This window comes from Streptomyces sp. MMG1533 (genome assembly GCF_001279775.1).
Taxonomy (GTDB): domain Bacteria; phylum Actinomycetota; class Actinomycetes; order Streptomycetales; family Streptomycetaceae; genus Streptomyces.
In genome coordinates, this window is the sequence record NZ_LGDG01000261.1 from 42,897 (window position 1) to 65,916 (window position 23,020).

Below are 23,020 nucleotides of genomic sequence, written 5' to 3' on the forward strand. Positions count from 1 at the left end.
ACTCGGACCCTCCTGGAAGTCCGTTCATGCCCGAATCACGTCCGAACCTGTTTACTTTCCGGAAATCCGGGCGTAGCCTCCCAGCGAAACCACAAGTTCGGGCACAGATCGGAGGCGAACGGACATGTACGCACCGGAGCGGCAGCAGGAGATCCTCCGGCTGGCCCGTGACGGCGGCCGCGTGGACGTGGTGTCGCTGGCCGAGGAGTTCCAGGTCACGGCGGAGACGATCCGCCGCGACCTGAAGGCCCTCGACCGCGCCGGCCTCCTCCGCCGGGTGCACGGTGGCGCCATCCCCGCCGGGCGCCTCGACTTCGAGCCGGACCTCGCCGAGCGCGAGACGACGGCGGCCGACGAGAAGGACCACATCGCCAAGGCGGCCCTCGCGGAACTGCCGACCGAGGGCACGATGGTCCTCGACGCCGGTACGACGGTGGCGCGGCTGGCCGGCGCGATCCCCCTGGAGGCGGCGCTCACCGTCGTCACGCACTCCCTGCCGATCGCCGCCCGCCTCGCGGACCACCCCGGCATCCAGCTCCACCTCGTCGGGGGGCGTGTACGGCACCGTACGCGCGCCGCCGTGGACGCCTGGGCGCTGCGGGCGTACGGCGAGATCAGGGCCGATGTCCTCTTCGTGGCGGCCAACGGCTTCTCCGCCGACCACGGCCTGACCACTCCCGACCTCGCCGAGGCCGCGGTGAAGCGCGCGGCGATGGCCGCGGCCCGCCGCGTGGTGCTGCTCGCCGACTCCTCCAAGCACGGCCAGGAGCACTTCGCCCGCTTCGGCGACCTGAGCGACGTGGACCTGCTGATCACCGACAGCGGGCTGAGCCCCGAAGACGCCGCCGCGATCGAGCGCGGCGGCACGGAAGTAGTGCGCGCATGATCCTCACCGTCACCCCGAACCCGTCCCTGGACCGTACCTACGAGATTCCCTCGCTGGAGCGCGGCGAGGTCATCCGCGCCACCGGTGAGCGCATGGACCCCGGTGGCAAGGGCGTCAACGTCTCGCGCGCCGTCTCGGCCGCCGGACAGCGCACGGTCGCGGTGCTGCCCCTGGGTGGTGCGCCCGGCGCGCTCGTCGCCGACCTGCTGGACGCGCAGGGCATCGAGGTCGCGCCGGTGCCGGTCGCCGGAGCCACCCGCTCGAACATCGCGCTCGCGGAGTCGGACGGCGTGCTCACGAAGATCAACGCGCCGGGTCCCGAACTGTCGGTGGAGGAGCAGGAACTGCTCCTTGAGACGGTGCGCGTGCAGTCGCGCGACGCGGACTGGATCGCCTGCTGCGGAAGCCTGCCGCGGGGGCTCGCGCCGGAGTGGTACGCCGAGCTGGTCGCGCGGGCGCACGCCGCGGGCGCACGGATCGCGCTGGACAGCTCCGGACCCGCCCTGCTCGCCGCGCTGCGCGAGCGGCCGGACGTGGTGAAGCCCAATGCCGAGGAACTTGCGGAGGCCGTCGGGCGCCCCCTGGCCACGGTCGGCGACGCGGTGAAGGCGGCCGAGGAACTGCGCGAGATGGGCGCGCGCGCCGTGCTCGCGAGCCTGGGTGCCGACGGTCAACTGCTCGTGAACGACGCGGGCGCCTGGTTCGGCAGCGCGCGGGTCGACGTCGTACGCAGCAATGTGGGCGCCGGCGACTCCTCTCTCGCCGGGTTCCTGATCGCCGGCGGCAGCGGCCCCGACGCGCTCGCCTCCGCCGTCGCACACGGCGCGGCGGCCGTCCAGCTGCCCGGCAGCGTGATGCCGACGCCGTCCGACCTGGACCCGGCGGCGGTGACGGTCACGGCCGAGGTGCCGGTGGATCGCGTACTGAAGGAGCCGGTGTCATGACGAACCACTTGTCCTCCGGCGTCCTCACCGGACCGGCCTCGATGCGGCGGGCCTCCCCGTTACTCGCCGCGGCCGAAGGGAGGCAGGGCCACCTGAGCCGGCCCGCCGCCCGGAGGGGGCGGGTCTTCCCCGGTCCCGCCCCCTCCACCCCCATGAACCCCCACTGCACCCCCGTCCCCGCCCCCGCCCACCACACTCCCCGGGCGATACGCGTGCGAAGGAGCCCGCGATGAGCGAGATGATCACCGCGGATCTGGTCGACCTCGACCTGTCCGCCGACACCAAGGAAGCGGCGGCGCGTGCCCTCGCCGAGCGCATGGTCGCCCTGGGCCGGGTGACCGACCTGGAGGGCTACCTCGCCGACGTGGCCGCCCGCGAGGCACAGATGCCGACCGGCCTCGACGGCGGCATCGGTATCCCGCACTGCCGCAGTGAGCACGTCACCGAGCCGACGCTCGCCTTCGGGCGCAGCGCCGCCGGAATCGACTTCGGCGCGGCCGACGGCCCCGCCGACCTGATCTTCCTGATCGCCGCCCCCGCGGGCGCCGACGACGCCCATCTGACGATCCTGTCCTCGCTGGCCCGGCAGCTGATGAACGCCGAGTTCACCGACGCACTGCGGTCGGTGGGCGACGCGGCGGCCGCGGCGGCACTGATCCGCGGGGACGAGCCCGAGGCGGCCGAGGCCACCTCCGAAGACTCCGTGGCGGCGCCGGCGGCGGCCTCCGCCGGCGCCGCCACGGGTACCGACGACGCCGGGGACGCCGGTGCTTCCGAAGAGCGCCCGTTCCGGATCGTCGCCGTCACCTCCTGCCCCACCGGCATCGCCCACACCTACATGGCGGCCGAGTCGCTGGAGAACGCGGGCCGCGAGGCGGGCGTCGAACTCGTCGTCGAGACGCAGGGCTCGGCCGGCTTCACCCGGCTCGACCCGGCGGTGATCGCGGCGGCGGACGGCGTGATCTTCGCCCACGACGTGCCCGTACGCGAAAAGGACCGCTTCGCCGGGAAGCCGACCGTCGACGTCGGTGTGAAGGCCGGCATCAACAAGCCCGCCGAACTCATCGCCGACGTGCGCGGCAGGGCCGAGCGCGGCGAGGTCACCGCGGCCTCCAAGGGCGGTACGCCCGTCGAGCGGGCCGGTGAGGCCGGCGACAGCTACGGCACCAAGCTGCGCAAGTGGCTGATGACCGGCGTCAGTTACATGGTCCCGTTCGTCGCCGCGGGCGGTCTGCTGATCGCCCTCGGGTTCGCCATCGGCGGCTGGGAGATCAACAAGGCGCCCTCGGTCATGGAGCACTTCTCCTGGACCCAGGTCGACAGCTGGGCCGCCCTGCTGTTCCAGATCGGCGGGGTCGCCTTCGGCTTCCTCATCCCGGTCCTCGCCGGATACATCGCCTACGGCATGGCGGACCGCCCCGGTCTCGTCCCCGGCTTCGTCGGCGGAATGATCGCCTCCAACATCGCAGCGGGCTTCCTCGGCGGCCTGGTGGCCGGTCTGCTGGCAGGTGGCGTCGTCCTCGCGATCCAGCGGATCAAGATCCCGCCGGTGCTGCGCGGCATCATGCCGGTGGTGGTGATCCCGCTGATCTCCTCCATCGTCGTCGGCTTCCTGATGTTCGTCGTGGTCGGCAAGCCCATCGCCGAGGCCCAGAAGGGCATGACGGACTGGCTCTCGGGCCTCTCCGGCACCAACGCGATCCTGCTCGGCGTCCTGCTCGGCCTGATGATGTGCTTCGACCTCGGCGGCCCGGTCAACAAGGTCGCGTACGCCTTCGCCACCGCCGGTATCGCCGCCCAGAGCCCCAGCGACTCCGCGATGAAGGTCATGGCCGCGGTGATGGCCGCGGGCATGGTCCCGCCGCTGGGCATGGCGCTCGCGACCACCATCCGCAAGAAGCTCTTCACCCCCACCGAGCGCGAGAACGGCAAGGCCGCCTGGGTCCTGGGCGCCTCCTTCATCTCGGAGGGCGCGATCCCGTTCGCCGCGGCGGACCCGCTGCGGGTCATCCCGGCCTCGATGGCGGGCGGCGCGGTCACCGGCGCCCTGTCGATGGCCTTCGGCGCCACGCTCCGCGCACCGCACGGCGGCGTCTTCGTGGTCCCGCTGATCGGCAACGCCTTCCTCTACCTGATCGCCATCGCGGCGGGCGTGTGCGTCACCACGGCTCTGGTCGTCGCACTGAAGAGCATGCGCAAGCCGGCACCGGGAGCCGTGACCGCCGAGGCGGCGGACGGTGGCTCGGCCACGCAGTCGGCCGAGCGGAAGCAGCCGGTCGCGGCATAGCCCTTTGGGATGCTGTGAGTTGTTCACGGCACATGCGAGATACGTCACGGTCCGGGGCTTCGGTCCCGGACCGTGGTGTCTACTGGAACGTATGCCTGAGCACGTCTCGGTCTACCAGTTGCTTGGTATGACCTTCCTCGTCCTGGTGGCCGTCGCCTGGGCCGCCGGCCTGGTCTTCATGCTGCGCCGCGGCCGCGTCGAAGCCGCCCTGTGGCGCGCTCGGACGCTGCCCGCGCTGCCGCACCAGCGGCAGGTCGGCCCGCAGCGGGAGTCCGTCGAGCTGACGCCGACGGAAGAGGACGAGTTCGCGGGTCTGGTACGACGGCTCAGCGCCGGCCGCTGACCCGCTCGGGGAACCCCGCTCAGGAGACCTGCGCCGCCCGCCGCTCCATCGCGTCCCTGGCCGCGTCCTCGCTCACGTACACCTCGCACATGTGCCGCCCGTCCGGCGTCGCAGTGTGCTCGACCTCCCAGAGGGAGACCTCCGCGCCGTCCCGCAGCAGGAACGCGTGCTCGTAGAGCGAGATGGACAACCCGGCGCGGCCCGTGCGGCTGGGGCGCCCGAAGGCCTGCGTGATCTGGTGCGCGAACGCCGTGGTCAGCAGCTCGGCCGTCTCCGCGTCCGGCCGGTCCGTGTTCTCCGCCCGGCGCAGCACCCGGCGCGCGTGGTCCGCCGAGTCGTCGGGCAGGTACGCGTGGCGCGGCACGGGGATCTGCGACAGCTGCATCGTCACCGGCAGTTCGAAGTCCGGAGCGTCCGCCGGCAGGGGCAGGCGGGCGGTGGCCGCGCGCAGCTCCTCCTCGTCCACGTACACCTCGTGCTGCGGGTCGCTGCCCGGCGCGGTGTTGTGGACGAGCTCCCACAGCGTGAGTGCCGAGCCGTCGACGAGCAGCCAGGTGTGGCGGTACGTCTCGCGGTGCAGCCCCGCGCTGTGATGCGCGGAGTGCAGCGAACTGTCGTGCGCCAGCGCGCAGTCCAGTCGCTGGATCGTCTCGTCGGGCAGCTCGAAGGAGTTCAGGGCACGGCCGAGGAGCCGCGCGAGGTGCTCCTCCGGAGACTCGGGCGACTCGGGTGGTTCGTACGCTGCCGTCTCGTACGGAACGCTCAAGGTTTCTCCCGGCGTTGCTGCATGTCACCTTGTGGGTGCATACCGTAGCCCCTCGGTCGGACATCATGTCCGGGAACCGAGAAAACGTACGCCCGGAAAACGGGCGGGCCGCGGGGAAAGTTCCCACGCGGCCCGATGGTTCGTCAAAAACTGCCGGTCAGAGGCCCCTTGGGCGTCGGGCTGCGATCATGCGGCACTCCCCGCAACCCACTCGTTCCACGCCATGTTCCAGCCGTTCAACCCGTTGTCGGGCGACACCGTCTTGTCGGGGGAGTTCTTGACGATCACGACGTCCCCGACGATCGAGTTGTCGTAGAACCACTTGGCGTTCGTGTCGGCCCCGGCGCCCTGCACGTCCTGGAGGCCGACGCAGCCGTGGCTGGTGCCCTGGCGGCCGAAGGGCGGGTTGCCCTTGTTGTACCAGTAGTTGCCGTGGACGAAGGTCCCCGACGTCGTCAGGCGCATCGCGTGCGGGACGTCCGGGATGTCGTACGCGTTGTCGAGGCCGACCGTCCTGCTGTCCATCCGCAGCTTCGCGAACTTCTCCGAGATCACCATCTGCCCGTTGTACGTGGTGAACTCCGCGCTGCCCGCCGAGATCGGCACCGTCTTGAGGGTCCTGCCGTCCCGCGCGACCGTCATGGTCTGCGTGTTCACGTCGACCGTGGACACCTGCGAGCGGCCGATCGTGAAGGTGACGGTCTTCTTCTGCACCCCGACGACGCCGTTCGCGCCCTCGACCCCGTCCAGGTCGATCTTCATGGTGACCTTGGAGCCGGCCTTCCAGTACTCCTCGGGCCGGAAGTCGAGCCGCTGCGCCCCGAACCAGTGCCCGACCACCTTCTGCCCGGTGTTCGACGACACCGTGATGTGCGACTGCACGGCCTTCTGGTCGCTGATCGCCTTGTCGAACCTGAACGACACCGGCATCCCGACACCCACCGTCGTCCCGTCGTCGGGCGTGTACGTCCCGATGAAGCTGTTGGCCGAACTGACGGTGGTGAAGGCGGACTTGGCGGCCTCGGTCCGCCCGTCCGAGTCCTTCGCGGTCGCCGCTATCTCGTACTTCGTCCCCCGCTCCAGCTGCTCCTTCGGCTTCCAGCTGCCGCCGTCGGCGGATATCGCCCCCGGTACGGCCGTCCCCGCGCCGGCCACCGTCATCTTCACGTCCGTCAGCTTCCCGTCGCTGACCTTCACTCCGGTCGTGTTGATCGACGCGCCGGTCGAGCCGTCCTCGGCCGAGATGGAGATCTTCGCCGCCGAGGACTTGGCGGAGTCCCCGGCGTTCTTGTCGTCGTTCTTGGCATTGGCGCTGCCACCGCACGCGGTGAGGGTGAGGGCGCCGACCATCAGGGCGGCACAGGCCCCGAGTACGCGCCGCGCTGCTTTGTCCGGCGTTGTCACGAGTTGCTCCAATTTAAGATGGTGTGTGCGATCCGCTCCAGTGCGTGGAGAAGGAGGGGATCGATCGGCGGTCGGGTTCCCACAGACCGCCATGAACGCCATCACGTGACAGAACCGGGACAAACAAACGCACGAACGCACCCCCTTGGGGAATGCGCGTCAGCGGCCCCCGTACAACTCCCCGTACGACGGCCACACCCCGCCCGGCCCGTCCACCGACTCGGCCGCGCGCACGGCGCGCACGATCGCGCGGGTCACGACGTCCGCGCCCGCCGCGAGGATCTCGTTCAGCGGGAGGGGACGCTCGGTGTCGAGCGGGCGGGCCCCGGTCGCCAGCGCGAACACCGTGTCGCCGTCGTGGAGCAGATGCACCGGCCGCACGGCACGCGCGAGGCCGTCGTGCGCCGTACCGGCCACCTTCTGTGCCTGCGCCTTCGACAGTTCCGCGTCGGTGGCCACCACCGCGAGCGTGGTGTTGAGCGGGGGAGGCGCGCTCTGCGCCGCGAGGTCGGCGAGGCGCCGGCGTGCGGCATCGTGGACCCGCTCCTGCGGGTACTCCACGCGCCCCTGGAACAACTCCCCGTACAGCACCCCCGTTTCCGGATCCTGTACCGACCCCGCCGCGTTCGCCACCACCAGCGCGGCCACCGTGATCCCCGAGTCGAGGACGACGCTCGCGGTGCCCACGCCGCCCTTCATCAACCCGACCGTGGCGCCCGTGCCCGCGCCCACGCAGCCCTCCCGCACCCGCGCTCCGGGCTCGCTCGCCGCAGCCGCCTCGACGGCCGCCCGGCCGGTGGCCGCGTCGGGCCTGGCCCGGAAGTCGCCGCCGCGCCCCAGGTCGAAGACACAGGCGGCGGGCACCACCGGGACGACATGCGCCGGATCCGCCCCGACCCGCACTCCGCGCCCCTGCTCCTCCAGCCAGGCCATCACCCCGGACGCCGCGTCGAGCCCGTACGCGCTGCCGCCGGTCAGCACGATCGCGTCGATCTTCTGCACCACGTTGCGCGGGTCGAGGGCGTCGGTCTCCTTGGTGCCGGGTCCGCCGCCCCGCACGTCCACGGCGGCCACGGCGCCGCCCGCCGGGGCGAGGACGACCGTGGTGCCGGTGAGCCAACCGTCACCGGTGCGTGTCGCGTGCCCCACGCGCACCCCGGCGACGTCCGTCAAAGCGTCAACTGTCATGGGGCCAGTGTCGTCCAGGCACCGGCCCCGCCCCGGGACCGTCAGGCCGCCGGGGCCGCCCGTCTGCTCTCCCCGCTCTCCCGGGCGACCATCCGCGCCGTCAGCGTGGTGCCGACCGCCACCGCGCCCGCCGTCACCACGCCCGCGGCAAGCACCGCCCAGTCGCCCAGGAAGCTGCAGCAGATCACCAGCAGCGCCGTGGTCGGCAACACCAGTTGCTGGGCGGTGCCCACCTTGAAGTGGCGTGAGTGCAGCACCCAGACAGTGAGCAGGTAGAGCGCCGTCGGCAGGGTCACGGCGGACGACGCCGCCAGCGTGGAGATGTGCGCCTTGCCGATCGCCTGCTCGACCGCGACCTCCAGGCCGGCGCCGATCGCCGCGGCCGAGGCGAAGACCAGGTAGTGGCCGTAGCCCCACAGGAACGCCTGCTTGTTGGAGCGGAGATGGCCGTGGATGGGCACCACGAAGTAGATCCACCAGGCGGCGAAGATGATCAGCAGGCCGCCCGCGGCGATCGGCAGCAGTTCGTCCAGCGCGTCGTTCTCCTCGATGCCGGACTTCACGGCGACCGTGGCCGCGGCGATCGTCTCGCCGAGCACGATGATCGTGAACAGCCCGTACCGCTCCGCGATGTGGTGCGGGTGCCAGGACGTCGGATGGTCCTTCTCGGCGTAGGGCGGCACACACATCTCGAGGAGCGCCATCACCAGGAACACCCAGGGCCTGGCCCCCTCGGGCAGGAACAGCAGCCCCAGCCAGCCGACCTGGCAGAGCAGCACGCCACCGGCGTACCGCAGGGCCATCGTTCTCTCCGGGCCCTCGCTCGACCGTGCCACCCGCAGCCACTGCGCCGTCATGGCGAGCCGCATGATCGCGTAGCCCAGCCAGACGGCCAGGAACTCGTTGTCCTCGAACGCCCGGGAGACCCCGGCCGCGAGCACCAGGACACCGGAGATCTGGAGCAGGGTCACGACCCGGTACAGGGCGTCGTCGTTGTCGTACGCCGAGGCGAACCACGTGAAGTTCATCCACGCCCACCAGATGGCGAAGAAGACCATCGCGTAGTCGAGGATGCCCTCGCCGGTGTGCGCCTCCGCCACGGCGTGCACCAGCTGGATGCCCGCCTGGGCGATCGCCACGACGAAACACAGGTCGAAGAAGAGCTCGAGCGGTGAGGCGACCCGGTGCGCCTCGTCGCGGCCGCGGGCGGTGAGTCTGCGCAGGGGGCTCCGGGAACTGGAGGTCATGAGACCAAGCACAGCAGATGAAGCGCCCTTTTTCTTGTGAATGGATTCACAACCAGGGGAGGGGCTGAACTCCCGGGCCGTACCCTGGGACGTATGACCACCGCCCCCGAGCCCGAACCGCGCGAGCCGAAGCCCGCGCTGATCTTCGACGACCCGCTGGACCAGCAGTCCTCGGACGACACGGACCGCGGGTGGGGCGAGCGGCCCGGCACCGACAGCGCGGCCGACCTGAAGCGCTTCCTCGACGAGAAGCCGCCCCACCATCTGTGAGCCGGGCGGGCCGCAGCCCGCCCGCTCCACCGTCGCTACTGCTCGTCGTGGCCCGAGCCGCGCTGGCGCTGCTGCGCGACCAGCGCGTCGCGGATCTCCTTCAGCACCTCCAGCTCGGTCAGCTCCACGACCTCCTGCGTGCCCTCCTTCGCCTTCCTGCGGGCCTCCTGCAGGGCCAGGTACTTCGACATGGGCAGGACCATCAGGAAGTAGACGACGGTCGCGGTGATCACGAAAGTGAGCGTCGCGCCGAGGACCGAGCCCCACAGGAGCCGGATGCCTTCCTCGCCCTGGCAGTTGTCGCTCAGGCAGGAGCTGTAGGTGTCGAGGTTCTTGGTGCCGATCGCTCCGACCAGCGGGTTGATGAGCCCCTTCACCACCGAGTTGACGATGTTGGTGAAGGCGGCGCCGATGACGACCGCCACTGCCAGATCGACAACGTTCCCGCGCATCAGGAAGGCCTTGAAGCCCTCCCAGACGCTCGGCTTCTTCTCGCTCACGTAGGGGACTCTCCTTGCATGCACAGGTTGTGGAACAAACAGCTCCGCAACCTACGGCAGGACGAGTCAGGCCTGTCCAACCGGGTAGCTCCAACGCGGTCCCTGACGGGAATGGGCACGGGACGGAAAGCACACGGCTCAGCACAGCGTCACCGCCAGCCGGGCCGTCGCGCTCGCACCGGCGAGACTCGCCGCGGTGGAGCGCGGCACCGAGAGCACCACCAGCGCCCCGCCCTCGGTCGCCCCGTCCAGTGGCTCGGGCACCTTCGTCACCCGCGCCCCGCGCGCGACGACGCGCGCGTCGGCGCCGGTCGCCGTCTCCTCGGCGGCGATGACGTCCACCCGGTCGCCGGGCCGCAGCAGCCGGACCGTGGCCCCGTCGGCGATCCGCACCGGCGCCGTCACGGTCTGGACGGCACGGCGTTCCCGTACGAAGTCCGCCTGCGGATGTCCGCGGGTCCGCTCCGCGTCGCGCGGGCCCGACGCCACGAGCGCGGCCGCGGTGACGGCGAGGCCGACCGCCACGGCCCGCCTCCGCTGCCGTACGAGCCGCTGCAGTTGACAGCGTCCGCCGCGGACCCGCACCGGGGCGAAGTGCGGCACCTCGCATGTGGGAGGAGCGTCCGTGCCGAGCGGGCGCGGGGAGACGGGAGAAGGGGAGGGAGCAGGGAAGGGAGAAGGGGCATAGGGCATGAGAACCACCACCTGCGACGAGGGATCGGCTTGCGATGCCACGATGAGGCTTCGCGCCGATTCCCGCTGAGGCCGGTGGGCTACTGGCGGGTTGTGGACAACTCCCTCACCCGAACGGGAAGTTCCGCCCCTGCGGCTCAACCGCCGCCCTGTCCGCTACGGCAGCGCGAACCCCGGATCCATCCCGCCCAGCGCGTTCGTGCACAGGCAGTCCCGCTCCTCGGCCGAGGGCAGCGCGGCCACCGCGTCGAACAGCACGCCCCGCAACCGGTCCACGTTCGCCGCGAACACCCGGAGCACCTCGTCGTGGGAGACGCCCTCGCCGGTCTCGGCGCCGGCGTCGAGGTCCGTGACCAGGGTCAACGACGTGTAGCAGAGCTCGAGTTCACGGGCCAGGGCCGCCTCGGGATGGCCGGTCATGCCCACCACCGACCAGCCCTGTGCCTGGTGCCACAACGATTCGGCACGGGTCGAGAAGCGCGGCCCCTCGATCACCACCAGCGTGCCGCCGTCCACCGGCTCCCAGTCCTGACCGCGGGCCGCCTTCAGCGCGGCGGTCCGTCCGGCCGGGCAGTAGGGGTCGGCCAGGGACACGTGCACCACGTTCGGCACCGTGCCGTCCGGCAGCGGCAGCCCGTCGAAGTACGTGCCCGGCCGGGACTTCGTACGGTCGACCAGTTGGTCAGGCACCAGCAGCGTCCCCGGGCCGTACTCGGGGCGCAGGCCGCCCACCGCACAGGGGCCGAGCACCTGGCGCACGCCGACCGACCTGAGTGCCCAGAGGTTGGCGCGGTAGTTGATGCGGTGCGGCGGCAGATGGTGGCCGCGGCCGTGCCGGGGCAGGAAGGCGACCCGCCGGCCGGCGACCTCGCCGAGGAAGAGGGAGTCGCTGGGGGGCCCGTAGGGGGTGTCCACCTGGATCTCGGTCACGTCGTCGAGGAACGAGTAGAAGCCGGAGCCGCCGATTACGCCGATCTCTGCGTTCGCCATGACCAGCACAGTAACCGGCGCGGTCCCGGCCCGGAGCCCGGGGCCGGAAACCTCGCTCGGAGCCCGGGTCCGGAGACGACGAGAACCCCGCGGTCGGGACGACGGCGGGGTTCCGTGAGCGCGCCTGATGCGGCCTTACGCGGCCGAGCTGCTGCTGGACGAGGTCCCGCTGCTCGACGACTTCGAGTCCGAGGACGACGAAGAGGACGACGACGAAGAGGACGTCGACGAGGCGGACGAGCCGGACTTCGAGTCCTTCGAGTCCGAGGACGTCGACGACTTCGCGGACGCCGGCGAGGTGCTCGACGAGGAGCCGCGGCTGTCGTTGCGGTAGAAGCCGGAGCCCTTGAAGACAATGCCGACCGCGGAGAACACCTTCTTCAGGCGTCCATTGCAGCTGGGGCACTCGGTAAGGGCGTCGTCGGTGAACTTCTGCACCGCCTCGAGGCCCTCGCCGCACTCGGTGCACTGGTACTGGTAGGTGGGCACTGTCTTCCTCCTGGCACTCTCACTCAATGAGTGCTAACGAGGGTCCATAGTGACGTATTCCCGGGAATCAGTCCACTGCCACCGGCACGCGGTGACCGACGCCACGTGCGACGGTGCGGCTGTGCGGCCGCGCCGCGAGGCTTGAGCGCAGCGCCAGCAGGGTCGCCAGGGCGAGCAGTGTGCCGCCCATCGGCACCAGGAACCCGGCGCCCTCCCGGAAGCCGTCCTCCAGCTGCCCGGCGACCGTGACGGCCGCGGCCTGGCCGAGCGCGACCGCGCCGGTCAGCCAGGTGAAGGCCTCGGTGCGGGCACCGGCCGGAACCAGGCCCTCGACCAGGGTGTAGCCGGTGATCAGGGCGGGCGCGATGCACATCCCGACGAGCAGACCGAGGCCGGCCAGGACGAGCACCGAGTGGGCGGCCCACAGGCCGGACGCGGTCAGTGCGAGGGCGGCGTACCCGACGACCAGGCGCCGCTGCGGGGCGACCTTCCACGCGACGGCGCCGCAGACCAGGCCGGAGAGCATGTTGCCCGCGGCGAAGGTGCCGTACAGGACGCCGTTCAGGCCCGGTTCGCCGATCGACTCGGAGAACGCGGCCAGCGAGACCTGCATGCCGCCGAAGACGGAACCGATGCCGAGGAAGGCCACGATCAGGACGCGCACTCCGGGGATGCGCAGTGCGGAACCGTGCTCCACGCGCGCGTGCCCGTCGACGGCGACCGGTGGCTGTGTGCTCTTCTGCGCGGCGAACAGCAGACCGCCGATCAGTGTGAGCGACGCCTCCGTCACCAGGCCCGCGGCCGGGTCGACGGCCGTGCACAGGGCGGTGGCCAGCAGCGGGCCGACGACGAAGGTCAGCTCGTCGGTGACGGACTCGAACGCGGCCGCGGTGGACATCAGGGGCGAGTCCTGGAGCTTCACGCCCCAGCGGGCGCGCACCATGGGGCCGATCTGGGGCTGCGAGGCTCCCGTGGGCACGGCGGCCACGAGCAGGGCCCACAGGGGCGCGTGTGACAGTGCGAGCGCGGTCAGGGCCAGGCCCGACAGTGAGTGCACCAGCACGCCCGGGATCAGTACGGCGCGCTGCCCATAGCGGTCGGCGAGCCGGCCGCTGTAGGGCGCGAACAGTGCCATGGAGACACCGGTGACGGCCGCGGCGGCGCCGGCCGCGCCGTACGAGCCGGTGGTGTGCTGCACGAGCAGCACGATGGAGACGGTGAGCATCCCGAACGGCTGGCGTGCCGCGAAGCCGGGGAGCAGGAACGTCCAGGCGCCGCGCGTGCGCAGCAGTTGCCCGTAGCCGGGGCGGGAGGTGACCGTGGATGCCACGGCCCGTGCCTTTCTGCCGCCTGGTAGCGCGGCCCCTTTTCCTGGGGCGACGGCGCCGAGAGCTGTCCTCTTGCGCGCTGCGGTAGATACCGGCGCCCACTGCGGGGCGTCCCGGCCGCCATACGGTCGCGCCAGCACTGCGTCAGGCAGAGTTGGTTCGATCGGAATGCGCCTTCATCCTACAGGGATCAAGGCCTGGTGCTCCTGTGAAAACGAGCACCATGGAGGTGTTCACCTGCGATTGACTGGGGTGTGAACCGTACGAAACACGCCCTTAACGGCTCGTGCCGTCGCCGTCCGTGCCCAGCCACCCGGCCAGCTTGCCGCCGCGGCCCACCGCGCGCAGCCGCCGCTCGGCAGCGTCCCGGACCGGATCCGTGGCGACCACGAGGAGCTCGTCGCCCCGTCGCAGCACCGTCGTCGGCAGCGGAACGAACGATTTTCCGTCGCGTACGACCAGGGTGACCGCGGCCCCGGCGGGCATGCGCAGCTCGTTGACCTCGACGCCGTGCATCTTCGACTCCTCGGGGATCGCGACGGACAGCAGATGTCCGCGCAGCCGCTCCAGGGGCGCCGACTCGATGCCGAGGTCGGCGGCCTCCGCGTCCTCGCCCAGGCTCAGTTTCCGGGCGAGCCACGGCAGGGTGGGCCCCTGGACGAGGGTGTAGACGACGACCAGGACGAAGACGAGGTTGAAGATCCGGCGGCTGGCCTCGACGCCCTCCACCATGGGGATCGTCGCGAGAATGATGGGCACGGCGCCGCGCAGTCCGGCCCAGGACATGAGTGTCTGCTCCTGCCACGGCACCCGGAACGGCGTGAGGCAGAGCACCACGCTCAGCGGGCGCGCCACCATGGTCAGGACCAGCCCGATGACGAGCGCGGGCAGGATGTCGTCGCCCAGCTCGTGCGGGGTGACCAGCAGGCCGAGCAGGACGAACATGCCGATCTGGGCGATCCAGCCGAGCCCGTCGGCGAAGCCGCGGGTGGCGGGCCAGTGCGGCAGCTTCGCGTTGCCCAGCACCATCGAGGCGAGGTAGACCGCGAGGAAGCCGCTGCCGTGCGCCATCGCGCCCGCCGCGTACGCCGTGACGGCGATCGCCATGACGGCGATCGGGTAGAGGCCGGAGGCGGGCAGGGCCACGTGCCTGAGGCCCCAGGAGCCCAGCCAGCCCACCGCGATGCCGATGGCGGCGCCGATGACCAGTTCCAGAGCTATCTCGCCGACCAGCGCGTACCAGTGCTCGATCGGGCCCGCGGTGGAGAAGGAGACCACCAGGATGACGACGGGGGCGTCGTTGAAGCCGGACTCGGCCTCCAGCGTGCCCGTCACGCGCGCGGGGAGCGGGATTTTCCGCAGCACCGAGAAGACCGCCGCGGCGTCCGTCGAGGACACCACCGCCCCGACGATGAGCGCCTGGCGCCACTCCAGGTCGATCAGATAGTGCGCGGCCGTCGCCGTGACCCCCACGCTCACCGCGACTCCGGCCAGGGCCAGCGCAGAGGCGGCCGGCAGGGCCGGCTTGATCTCCTTCCACTTCGTGCCGAGGCCACCTTCGGCCAGGATCACGACGAGGGCCGCGTATCCGATGACCTGGGTGAGTTCGGCGTTGTCGAAGTGGATGTCGCCGATGCCGTCCTGGCCCATGGCGATGCCGATCCCCAGGTAGACGAGCAGGCTGGGGAGCCCGCTGCGCGAGGAGATCCGAACCGCTGCCACGGCGACGAGCAGGACGAGCGAGCAGACGAGCAGGAGCTGGTTGAGGTGGTGGACAGTCAGCGGCCGTTCCCTTCCCTGGCGCACATGCTTCAAGCGCACGTGAGCTCACGTACATAGGACACGAAGTGATGGTGCTCCGCACCCAAGTACTTCGTTACCTTACCTAACTCTTGACGATTTCTTGACGCTTCCCGAGCGCGTGATCGAACGTTCGTCCGTTCTGGTTCCCGACTCCGCGTCAAGGAGCAACAGGCCCTGCGCCTATGGTTGCTCCAGCGCTCAGTCAAATGGACAAGCCCGCCTGCCGCTCGCGTTAGGACAGCAAGGACAGCGATGCCCCCCAACACCACCGCCTCTTCGGGTCAGCAGCCCGGCAAGTCCGGCAGGAAAAAGGGGCGCAAAGCCCGCCTGTTCGTCCTCGTCCTGGTACTGGCCATCATCGGAGGCGTCGCCTACGGGGCGTACTGGTCCATCAGCACCGTCCGCGCCTCCTTCCCGCAGACGCAGGGCTCGATCACGCTCGAGGGCCTCTCGGGGCCCGTGGACGTGAAGCGCGACAGCTACGGCATCCCGCAGATATACGCCTCCTCCGACGCTGACCTGTTCATGGCACAGGGCTACGTCCAGGCGCAGGACCGCTTCTACGAGATGGACGTGCGCCGTCACATGACCTCCGGGCGCCTGTCGGAGATGTTCGGCAAGGGCCAGGTCAAGAACGACGAGTTCCTGCGCACCCTGGGCTGGGACCGGGTCGCGAAGGAGGAGTACGACAAGACGCTGTCGGCCTCCACGAAGAAGTACCTCCAGGCCTACGCCAAGGGAGTCAACGCCTACCTCCAGGGCAAGGACGGCAAGGAGATCTCCCTGGAGTACGCGGCCCTCGGCTTCGAGAACGACTACAAGCCCGAGGAGTGGACCCCGGTCGACTCGGTCGCGTGGCTGAAGGCCATGGCCTGGGACCTGCGCGGCAACATGCAGGACGAGATCGACCGCGCCCTGATGACCAGCCGCCTGGGCCCCAAGCAGATCGCCGACCTGTACCCGGAGTACCCGTACAGCCGGAACCGGACGATCGTCCAGCAGGGCCAGTACGACGAGCTCACCGGGACCTTCGCGGGAAGCGGGGGCACGTCCGCCGGCGGCACGTCCACGAGCGGCACGAGCGGCACCGCGACGGGCACCTCGTCGTCCACGGCCGGTTCCGCCCTGGAGAGCCAGCTGTCGGGCCTCCAGAACGTCCTGGACGACGTCCCCACCGCCGTCGGAGTGAACGGCAACGGCATCGGCTCGAACTCCTGGGTCGTGGCCGGGAAGTACACCATCACCGGCAAGCCGCTGCTGGCCAACGACCCGCACCTGTCGGCCTCGCTGCCGTCCGTCTGGTACCAGATGGGCCTGCACTGCCGCACCGTCTCCAGCAAGTGCCAGTACGACGTCACCGGCTACACCTTCGCGGGCATGCCCGGCGTGATAATCGGCCACAACCAGGACATCGCCTGGGGCATGACCAACTCCGGCGTCGACGTCACCGACCTCTACCTGGAGAAGCTCTCCGGCGAGGGTTACCTGTACGACGGCAAGGTGAAGCCCTTCACCACCCGCGAGGAGACCATCAAGGTCGCCGGCGGCGCCTCCAAGAAGATCGTCGTCCGGGAGACCAACAACGGACCCCTGCTGTCCGACCGCGACGACGAGCTCGTGAAGGTCGGCAAGAAGGCCACGGTCGACACCTCCGCACCCGACCGCGGCGACGGCTACGGCATCGCCCTGCGCTGGACCGCGCTGGACCCGGGCACCTCCATGGACGCCGTCTTCGCGATGGACAAGGCGACCGACTGGAACGGCTTCCGCAAGGCCGCGGCCCTCTTCGACGTGCCCTCGCAGAACCTCGTCTACGCCGACACCGAGGACAACATCGGCTACACGCTGCCCGGACGCATCCCCACGCGCGCGGAGGGCGACGACGGCTCCATCCCGGCGCCGGGCTGGAACTCGAAGTACAAGTGGACCGGCTACATCAAGCAGGACGAGCTGCCCTACGAGTACAACCCGGAGCGCGGCTACATCGTCACCGCCAACCAGGCCGTGATCGACCAGGACAAGTACCCCTACACGCTCACCACGGACTGGGGCTACGGCACCCGCAGCCAGCGCATCACCGACCTGATCGAACAGAAGATCAAGGGCGGCGGCAAGATCTCCACCGACGACATGCGCCAGATGCAGCTGGACAACAGCAGCGAGATCGCCAAGCTGCTCGTGCCCAAGCTGCTGAAGATCGACCTCGACGACCCCAACGTCCGTGAGGCGCAGGAACTCCTCGAGGGCTGGGACTACACCCAGGACGCCGACTCGGCGGCCGCCGCCTACTTCAACTCGGTCTGGCGCAACATCCTCAAGCTCGCCTTCGGCAACAAGCTGCCCAAGGAGCTGCGGGTCAAGGGGCAGTGCCTGTGGGTCGACCCGGTCAGCACCACCGGCCCCGTCGACGAGACCGGCAAGGTGCGTGAGTGCGGCCAGCGCGACGCCGACCAGGCGCAGCCCGACGGTGGCGACCGCTGGTTCGAGGTGGTCCGCAACCTCATGGACGACCAGAAGAGCGACTGGTGGACGACGCCCGATTCGGGCAACCGCGTCGGCGCCGTCAAGAACCGCGACAAGCTGTTCGAGCGCGCCATGGTCGACGCCCGCTGGGAGCTGACCGCCAAGCTCGGCAAGGACATCGACACCTGGAGCTGGGGTCGGCTGCACCGCCTGTTCCTGAAGAACCAGACCCTGGGCACCGACGGCCCCGGCTTCCTGCAGTACATGCTCAACCGTGGCCCCTGGAAGCTCGGCGGCGGCGAGGCGGCGGTCAACGCGACCGGCTGGAACGCGGCCGGCGGCTACGACGTCGTCTGGGTGCCGTCGATGCGGATGGTGGTCAACCTCGACGACCTCGACAAGTCGAAGTGGATCAACCTCACCGGTGCCTCGGGCCACGCATACAGCGCCCACTACGTCGACCAGACGAGCAAGTGGGTCAAGGGCGAACTGCTGGACTGGTCCTTCTCGTCCAAGGCGGTCGACGACAACACGAGCGACACGCTGGAACTGAAGCCGTGAGCCCCTGACGGCACCCCGAAACGGCCCTCCACGCGCGCGTGGAGGGCCGTTTCGTGTTCAGGAACCGTGCCGGAAACGGCGCACGCCCGACGGCGTCACCACCGCCTGCACCGGCCGGTCGTGCGCCTGAGCGGGCACGCGCTCGACGACCTCGGAGTCGTACAGCAGCACCACCAGCGCGGGGTGTACGCCCGCGCGTTCCAGACGGGCCAGGACGCGGTCGTACGAGCCTCCGCCGCGACCCAGACGCATACCGCGGGCGTCGACCGCCAGGCCCGGCAGCAGCACGGCGTCGGCGGCGGTCACGGCGTCAGGACCCAGAAGCTGCCCGGAGGGCTCGAAGAGGGCCATCTTTCCGCCGTGTTGGACGCGCGCGAGGGATCCCTCGCCGGTGTACGCGCCCCAGTCCAGGTCGTTGTCGGGCAGAAGCGCCGGAAGCAGGACCCGCGCGCCCCGCGCGCGCAGCGCGTCCAGCAGCGCGAGCGTCCCGGGTTCGCTCCCCACGGAGACGTACGCCGCGACCGTGCGCGCACGCGCCAGTTCGGGCAGCTCCAGTGCCCGCCCGGCCAGCGCGGCGGCGGATTCCCGCACGTCATCGGCCGTCAATGTGTTCCTCACCGAGAGGATCTCCCGCCGCAACATTCGCTTGTCAGGCTCGGCCGGACGTCCGACGTGACTCAAAGGTTGCACCCGTACCCTTCCAATACGCTCATATGAGAGCCAATTAACCGGAGCCTCAGATTCCATGCAAAGGCACCGGATAAGGTTGCGGACATGACTCAGTCGCACCCTCGGATCAGCAAGGCTGTCATTCCCGCAGCAGGTCTCGGCACCCGGTTCCTGCCGGCCACCAAGGCCACTCCCAAGGAGATGCTGCCGGTCGTCGACAAGCCCGCGATCCAGTACGTGGTCGAGGAGGCCGTGTCCGCCGGCCTCGACGACGTCCTCATGATCACGGGCCGCAACAAGCGCCCCCTCGAGGACCACTTCGACCGCAACTACGAGCTGGAATCGGCCCTTCAGAAGAAGGGCGACGCCGACCGGCTCGCGAAGGTGCAGGAATCCAGCGACCTCGCCACCATGCACTACGTCCGCCAGGGCGACCCCAGGGGCCTCGGTCACGCCGTGCTGTGCGCCGCCCCGCACGTCGGCCACGAGCCCTTCGCCGTCCTCCTCGGCGACGACCTGATCGACCCGCGCGACCCGCTGCTCAAGCGGATGGTCGAGGTCCAGGAGCACCGCGGCGGCAGCGTCATCGCCCTCATGGAGGTCGCGCCCGAGCAGATCCACCTCTACGGCTGTGCGGCCGTCGAGCCCACCGAGGACGGCGACGTCGTCAAGGTGACCGGCCTGGTCGAGAAGCCCGACCCGGCGGACGCCCCCTCGAACTACGCGGTGATCGGCCGCTACGTCCTCGACCCGCACATCTTCGACATACTCCGCAAGACCGAGCCCGGCCGCGGCGGCGAGATCCAGCTCACCGACGCCCTCCAGCAACTCGCCGAGGACGAGAAGGTCGGAGGCCCCGTGCACGGCGTCGTCTTCAAGGGCCGCCGGTATGACACCGGCGACCGCGGCGACTACCTGCGTGCCATTGTCAGACTCGCGTGCGAACGTGAAGACCTGGGCCCGGACTTCCGGACCTGGCTTCGCAGTTACGTAGCCGAGGAGATGTAGCCACGTTGAGCAGCGCCGCGCCCCGCACCATCGGCCATGACCAGTTGTGGTCGGTGGACGAGCACCTGGAGGACATCCTCGCGACCGTCCGCCCCCTCGAACCCATCGAGCTGCAACTCCTCGACGCCCAGGGCTGCGTCCTGGTCGAGGACGTAACGATGCCGGTGTCCCTGCCGCCGTTCGACAACAGCTCCATGGACGGGTACGCGGTGCGGGTCGCGGACGTCGCGGGCGCGAGCGAGGAGTTCCCGGCGGCCCTGGAGGTCGTCGGGGACGTCGCGGCCGGCCAGGCCGACCTGCTCCACGTGGGGCCCGGCCAGGCCGCCCGCATCATGACCGGCGCCCCGCTGCCGCCCGGCGCCGAGACCGTCGTCCCCGTGGAGTGGACCGACGGCGGCCTCGGCGAGGGCCCGGTGACGGGGATGCGCGCCCGCGCGCTGGCCCCCGACGGCGCCGAGGGACACGTGCAGGTGTACCGGCCGGCCGAGGCACGCGCGCACGTGCGCGCCAAGGGCAGCGACGTGAAGGCCGGTGACCGCGCCCTGGAGGCGGGCACCGTACTCGGCCCGCCGCAGATCGCCCTGCTCGCCGCGATCGGCCGCGGCACCGTACGCGTACGCCCGCGCCCACGCGTGGTCGTCATGTCCACCGGCAGCGAGCTCGTCCAGCCCGGCGAGGAACTCGGCAGCGGCCAGATCTACGACTCCAACAGCTTCGCCCTCACCGCCGCCGCCCGCGACGCCGGCGCCATCGCCTACCGTGTGGGCGCCGTCGCCGACGACGCCGAGACCCTCCGCTCCACCATCGAGGACCAGCTCGTCCGCGCCGACCTCATGGTCACCACGGGCGGGGTGAGCGTCGGGGCGTACGACGTAGTCAAGGAAGCCCTGTCGTACGTCGGCGACGAGGACGAGGCCGGCAGCGGCATCGAGTTCCGCAAGCTCGCCATGCAGCCCGGCAAGCCCCAGGGCTTCGGCTCCATCGGCCCCGACCACACTCCGCTGCTGGCCCTGCCCGGCAACCCCGTGTCGTCGTACGTCTCCTTCGAGCTGTTCGTCCGCCCCGCGATCCGCACCCTGATGGGCCTCGACGACGTCCACCGGCCGACCACCAGGGCGACCCTCACCACCGGCAAGGCGCTGACCTCGCCGAAGGGCCGCCGGCAGTTCCTGCGCGGGACGTACGCCGACGGCGCGGTCACCCCCGTCGGCGGCGCCGGATCCCACCTGGTCGCGGCCCTCGCGCACGCGGACGCCCTGATCGTCGTACCCGAAGACGTGGAGTCCGTGGAGCCCGGCACCGAGGTCGAGGTCGTCCTGCTCGGCTGAGCCGAAGGGTCCGCGCCGCTCGACGGTTCGACTTGGCGGTACCGTGTCGCGCACAGCAGGCTCACGCGCCGCACCGCGCCGGGCCCGGACCGGGAGCGCCACACAGCATGACAGTGCCTTCCCGGGGGGAGACCCCCGGATCCTCTGAGCAGGACCGACTGACCCACATCGACGAGGCGGGCGCGGCCCGCATGGTCGACGTGTCCGGGAAGGACGTGACCGCGCGCACCGCCCGCGCCAGCGGCCGCGTCCTGGTCTCGCCCCGCGTGGTCGAGCTGCTGCGCGGCGAGGGCGTACCCAAGGGCGATGCCCTGGCCACCGCACGGATCGCGGGCATCATGGGCGCCAAGCGCACCCCGGACCTGATCCCGCTGTGCCACCCCTTGTCGGTGTCCGGTGTGAAACTTGACCTGAGGGTCGCGGACGACGCCGTGGAGATCCTGGCCACGGTGAAGACGACGGACCGCACGGGCGTCGAGATGGAGGCCCTCACCGCGGTCTCCGTCGCCGCGCTCACCGTGATCGACATGATCAAGGCGGTCGACAAGGGAGCGGTCATCACGGACGTGAGGGTCGAGGAGAAGACGGGCGGCAAGTCGGGCGACTGGAGCCGGGCATGAGGTATCGCGCTCTTGTGGTCACCGCCTCCAACCGGGCCGCCGCCGGTGTCTACGAGGACAAGGGCGGCCCGCTGATCGCCGACGGCCTCAAGGGCTTCGGCTTCGCCGTCGAGGGCCCGCAGGTCGTGCCCGACGGCGACCCCGTGGAGGCGGCCCTGCGCGCCGGGGTCGACGCGGGGTACGACGTGATCGTCACCACCGGCGGCACCGGCATCTCGCCCACCGACCGAACCCCCGAGGCGACCCGCCGGGTGATCGACCACGAGGTGCCGGGCATCGCGGAGGCCATCAGGGCGTTCGGGCGGGAGAAGGTGCCGACGGCGGTGCTCTCCCGGGGCCTGGCCGGGGTGGCGGGGCGGACACTGATCGTCAATCTGCCGGGTTCCACCGGCGGCGTGAAGGACGGACTGGCCGTCCTGGAGCCCCTGTTGGCACACGCCGTCGACCAGATCCGCGGCGGCGACCACCCCAGACCCGCCGCCAGTAGTGGGGGTGCGAGCTGAACAGCCCATCCTGGCCCGTCGTGCTGGCGGACGGCGATGTCGTCCTCCGGCCGATAAAGATGCGCGACCAGCGGGCCTGGCGCGAGGTCAACCGGCGCAACCGGGACTGGCTGCGGCCCTGGGAGGCGACGATCCCGCCGCCCACGCCCAGCGGGCCGATCGCGCACCGGCCGACCTACCGTCAGATGGTCCGGCATCTGCGGGCCGAGGCGAACGCGGGCCGGATGCTGCCGTTCGTCATCGAGTACCAGGGGCGGCTGGTGGGGCAGCTGACGGTCGCCGGAATCACCTGGGGCTCGATGTGCTCGGGCCATGTCGGTTATTGGGTGGACGAGTCGGTGGCCGGGCGCGGAGTGATGCCGACGTCCGTGGCACTCGTCGTGGACCACTGTTTCCGCACCGTTGGTCTGCACCGCATCGAGGTCTGCATTCGCCCCGAGAACGGGCCCAGCCGCCGGGTCGTGGAGAAACTCGGATTCCGCGAGGAGGGCCTCAGGCCGCGCTATCTCCACATCGACGGCGCCTGGCGCGACCACCTCGTCTTCGCACTCACCGCGGAAGAGGTGCCCGACGGGTTGCTGAGGCGCTGGCAGCGGGCACGATCCAGGAGCACGCCCCACGACAATCCCGCGTAGCCGGTAGCCGGTAGCCGGTAGCCGGTAGCCGGTAGCCGGTAGCCGGTAGCCGGTAGCCCGTAGCCCGTAGCCGGGAAATTGAATGTGTGTTCGAA

General features: G+C 70.7%; 22 protein-coding genes. 11 read left to right on the top strand and 11 right to left on the bottom strand.

What is annotated here, in order from left to right; translation table 11 throughout:
* Window positions 1-124 precede the first annotated feature (124 nt).
* The 4 genes from ADK57_RS39295 to ADK57_RS39310 all read left to right on the top strand — a co-directional run bounded on the left by ADK57_RS39295 (window position 125) and on the right by ADK57_RS39310 (window position 4,460).
* The gene (locus ADK57_RS39295; RefSeq protein WP_053754502.1) at window positions 125-886 is read left to right on the top strand and encodes a DeoR/GlpR family DNA-binding transcription regulator; all 762 of its coding nucleotides are present in this window, start codon (window positions 125-127) and stop codon (window positions 884-886) included.
* Window positions 883-1,830, top strand: coding sequence for a 1-phosphofructokinase (gene pfkB / locus ADK57_RS39300; protein WP_053754503.1), 948 nt, complete (start codon window positions 883-885; stop codon window positions 1,828-1,830). The genes ADK57_RS39295 and pfkB overlap by 4 nt, the downstream gene beginning before the upstream one ends.
* Window positions 1,831-2,059: 229 nt before the next feature.
* Window positions 2,060-4,117: a PTS fructose transporter subunit IIABC gene (locus tag ADK57_RS39305; protein WP_053754504.1), complete on the top strand. Its 2,058-nt coding sequence runs from the start codon at window positions 2,060-2,062 to the stop codon at window positions 4,115-4,117.
* Window positions 4,118-4,208: 91 nt separating this feature from the next.
* The gene (locus ADK57_RS39310; RefSeq protein WP_053754505.1) at window positions 4,209-4,460 is read left to right on the top strand and encodes a hypothetical protein; all 252 of its coding nucleotides are present in this window, start codon (window positions 4,209-4,211) and stop codon (window positions 4,458-4,460) included.
* A gap of 19 nt (window positions 4,461-4,479) precedes the next feature.
* Here ADK57_RS39310 and ADK57_RS39315 read toward each other — a convergent pair whose 3' ends face one another.
* From ADK57_RS39315 to ADK57_RS39330, 4 genes are all read right to left on the bottom strand, one after another.
* Window positions 4,480-5,226: a DUF6227 family protein gene (locus tag ADK57_RS39315; RefSeq protein WP_053754506.1), complete on the bottom strand. Its 747-nt coding sequence runs from the start codon at window positions 5,224-5,226 to the stop codon at window positions 4,480-4,482.
* A 186-nt stretch (window positions 5,227-5,412) separates the two neighbouring features.
* Window positions 5,413-6,630, bottom strand: coding sequence for a L,D-transpeptidase (locus tag ADK57_RS39320; RefSeq protein ID WP_053754554.1), 1,218 nt, complete (start codon window positions 6,628-6,630; stop codon window positions 5,413-5,415).
* Window positions 6,631-6,789: 159 nt separating this feature from the next.
* Window positions 6,790-7,818, bottom strand: coding sequence for a P1 family peptidase (locus tag ADK57_RS39325; protein ID WP_078973576.1), 1,029 nt, complete (start codon window positions 7,816-7,818; stop codon window positions 6,790-6,792).
* 41 nt (window positions 7,819-7,859) lie between these two features.
* Window positions 7,860-9,065 carry a low temperature requirement protein A gene (locus tag ADK57_RS39330; RefSeq protein WP_053754508.1) on the bottom strand — a complete coding sequence of 402 codons (1,206 nt, stop codon included), beginning with the start codon at window positions 9,063-9,065 and terminating at the stop codon, window positions 7,860-7,862.
* 93 nt (window positions 9,066-9,158) lie between these two features.
* Between ADK57_RS39330 and ADK57_RS49495 the strand changes: the two genes are divergently transcribed.
* The gene (locus ADK57_RS49495) at window positions 9,159-9,335 is read left to right on the top strand and encodes a hypothetical protein (protein ID WP_107091756.1); all 177 of its coding nucleotides are present in this window, start codon (window positions 9,159-9,161) and stop codon (window positions 9,333-9,335) included.
* 35 nt (window positions 9,336-9,370) lie between these two features.
* On the opposite strand, the gene mscL is transcribed toward ADK57_RS49495, so the two are convergent.
* From mscL to ADK57_RS39360, 6 genes are all read right to left on the bottom strand, one after another.
* On the bottom strand, window positions 9,371-9,835 hold the full coding sequence (gene mscL, locus ADK57_RS39335) for a large conductance mechanosensitive channel protein MscL (RefSeq protein ID WP_053754509.1): 465 nt from the start codon (window positions 9,833-9,835) through the stop codon (window positions 9,371-9,373).
* Between the two features lie 138 nt (window positions 9,836-9,973).
* Window positions 9,974-10,528 (bottom strand): hypothetical protein, encoded by a 555-nt coding sequence (locus tag ADK57_RS39340; protein ID WP_053754510.1) that lies wholly within the window; start codon window positions 10,526-10,528, stop codon window positions 9,974-9,976.
* 156 nt (window positions 10,529-10,684) lie between these two features.
* A complete protein-coding gene (locus ADK57_RS39345; protein WP_053754555.1) occupies window positions 10,685-11,518 on the bottom strand; it encodes an S-methyl-5'-thioadenosine phosphorylase in 834 nt (277 codons plus the stop codon).
* Between the two features lie 135 nt (window positions 11,519-11,653).
* On the bottom strand, window positions 11,654-12,007 hold the full coding sequence (locus tag ADK57_RS48385; RefSeq protein WP_078973577.1) for an FmdB family zinc ribbon protein: 354 nt from the start codon (window positions 12,005-12,007) through the stop codon (window positions 11,654-11,656).
* Between the two features lie 67 nt (window positions 12,008-12,074).
* The gene (locus tag ADK57_RS39355) at window positions 12,075-13,337 is read right to left on the bottom strand and encodes an MFS transporter (protein WP_053754512.1); all 1,263 of its coding nucleotides are present in this window, start codon (window positions 13,335-13,337) and stop codon (window positions 12,075-12,077) included.
* Between the two features lie 274 nt (window positions 13,338-13,611).
* A complete protein-coding gene (locus tag ADK57_RS39360) occupies window positions 13,612-15,156 on the bottom strand; it encodes a potassium/proton antiporter (RefSeq protein WP_234390551.1) in 1,545 nt (514 codons plus the stop codon).
* Window positions 15,157-15,390: 234 nt separating this feature from the next.
* On the opposite strand from ADK57_RS39360, the gene ADK57_RS39365 reads away from it, so the two are divergent.
* Window positions 15,391-18,162, top strand: a complete 2,772-nt coding sequence (locus ADK57_RS39365) for a penicillin acylase family protein (RefSeq protein ID WP_053754514.1) — start codon at window positions 15,391-15,393, stop codon at window positions 18,160-18,162.
* A gap of 57 nt (window positions 18,163-18,219) precedes the next feature.
* On the opposite strand, the gene ADK57_RS39370 is transcribed toward ADK57_RS39365, so the two are convergent.
* The gene (locus ADK57_RS39370; protein WP_078973578.1) at window positions 18,220-18,804 is read right to left on the bottom strand and encodes a 5-formyltetrahydrofolate cyclo-ligase; all 585 of its coding nucleotides are present in this window, start codon (window positions 18,802-18,804) and stop codon (window positions 18,220-18,222) included.
* A gap of 132 nt (window positions 18,805-18,936) precedes the next feature.
* Between ADK57_RS39370 and galU the strand changes: the two genes are divergently transcribed.
* From galU to ADK57_RS39395, 5 genes are all read left to right on the top strand, one after another.
* Window positions 18,937-19,839 carry a UTP--glucose-1-phosphate uridylyltransferase GalU gene (gene galU, locus ADK57_RS39375; RefSeq protein WP_053754516.1) on the top strand — a complete coding sequence of 301 codons (903 nt, stop codon included), beginning with the start codon at window positions 18,937-18,939 and terminating at the stop codon, window positions 19,837-19,839.
* A 5-nt stretch (window positions 19,840-19,844) separates the two neighbouring features.
* Window positions 19,845-21,167: a gephyrin-like molybdotransferase Glp gene (glp, locus tag ADK57_RS39380; RefSeq protein ID WP_053754517.1), complete on the top strand. Its 1,323-nt coding sequence runs from the start codon at window positions 19,845-19,847 to the stop codon at window positions 21,165-21,167.
* Window positions 21,168-21,274: 107 nt separating this feature from the next.
* A complete protein-coding gene (moaC, locus tag ADK57_RS39385) occupies window positions 21,275-21,787 on the top strand; it encodes a cyclic pyranopterin monophosphate synthase MoaC (RefSeq protein WP_053754518.1) in 513 nt (170 codons plus the stop codon).
* Window positions 21,784-22,290 (top strand): MogA/MoaB family molybdenum cofactor biosynthesis protein, encoded by a 507-nt coding sequence (locus ADK57_RS39390; protein WP_053754519.1) that lies wholly within the window; start codon window positions 21,784-21,786, stop codon window positions 22,288-22,290. The genes moaC and ADK57_RS39390 overlap by 4 nt, the downstream gene beginning before the upstream one ends.
* A gap of 20 nt (window positions 22,291-22,310) precedes the next feature.
* Window positions 22,311-22,925, top strand: a complete 615-nt coding sequence (locus ADK57_RS39395) for a GNAT family N-acetyltransferase (RefSeq protein ID WP_078973579.1) — start codon at window positions 22,311-22,313, stop codon at window positions 22,923-22,925.
* The last annotated feature ends 95 nt before the right edge of the window (window positions 22,926-23,020 follow it).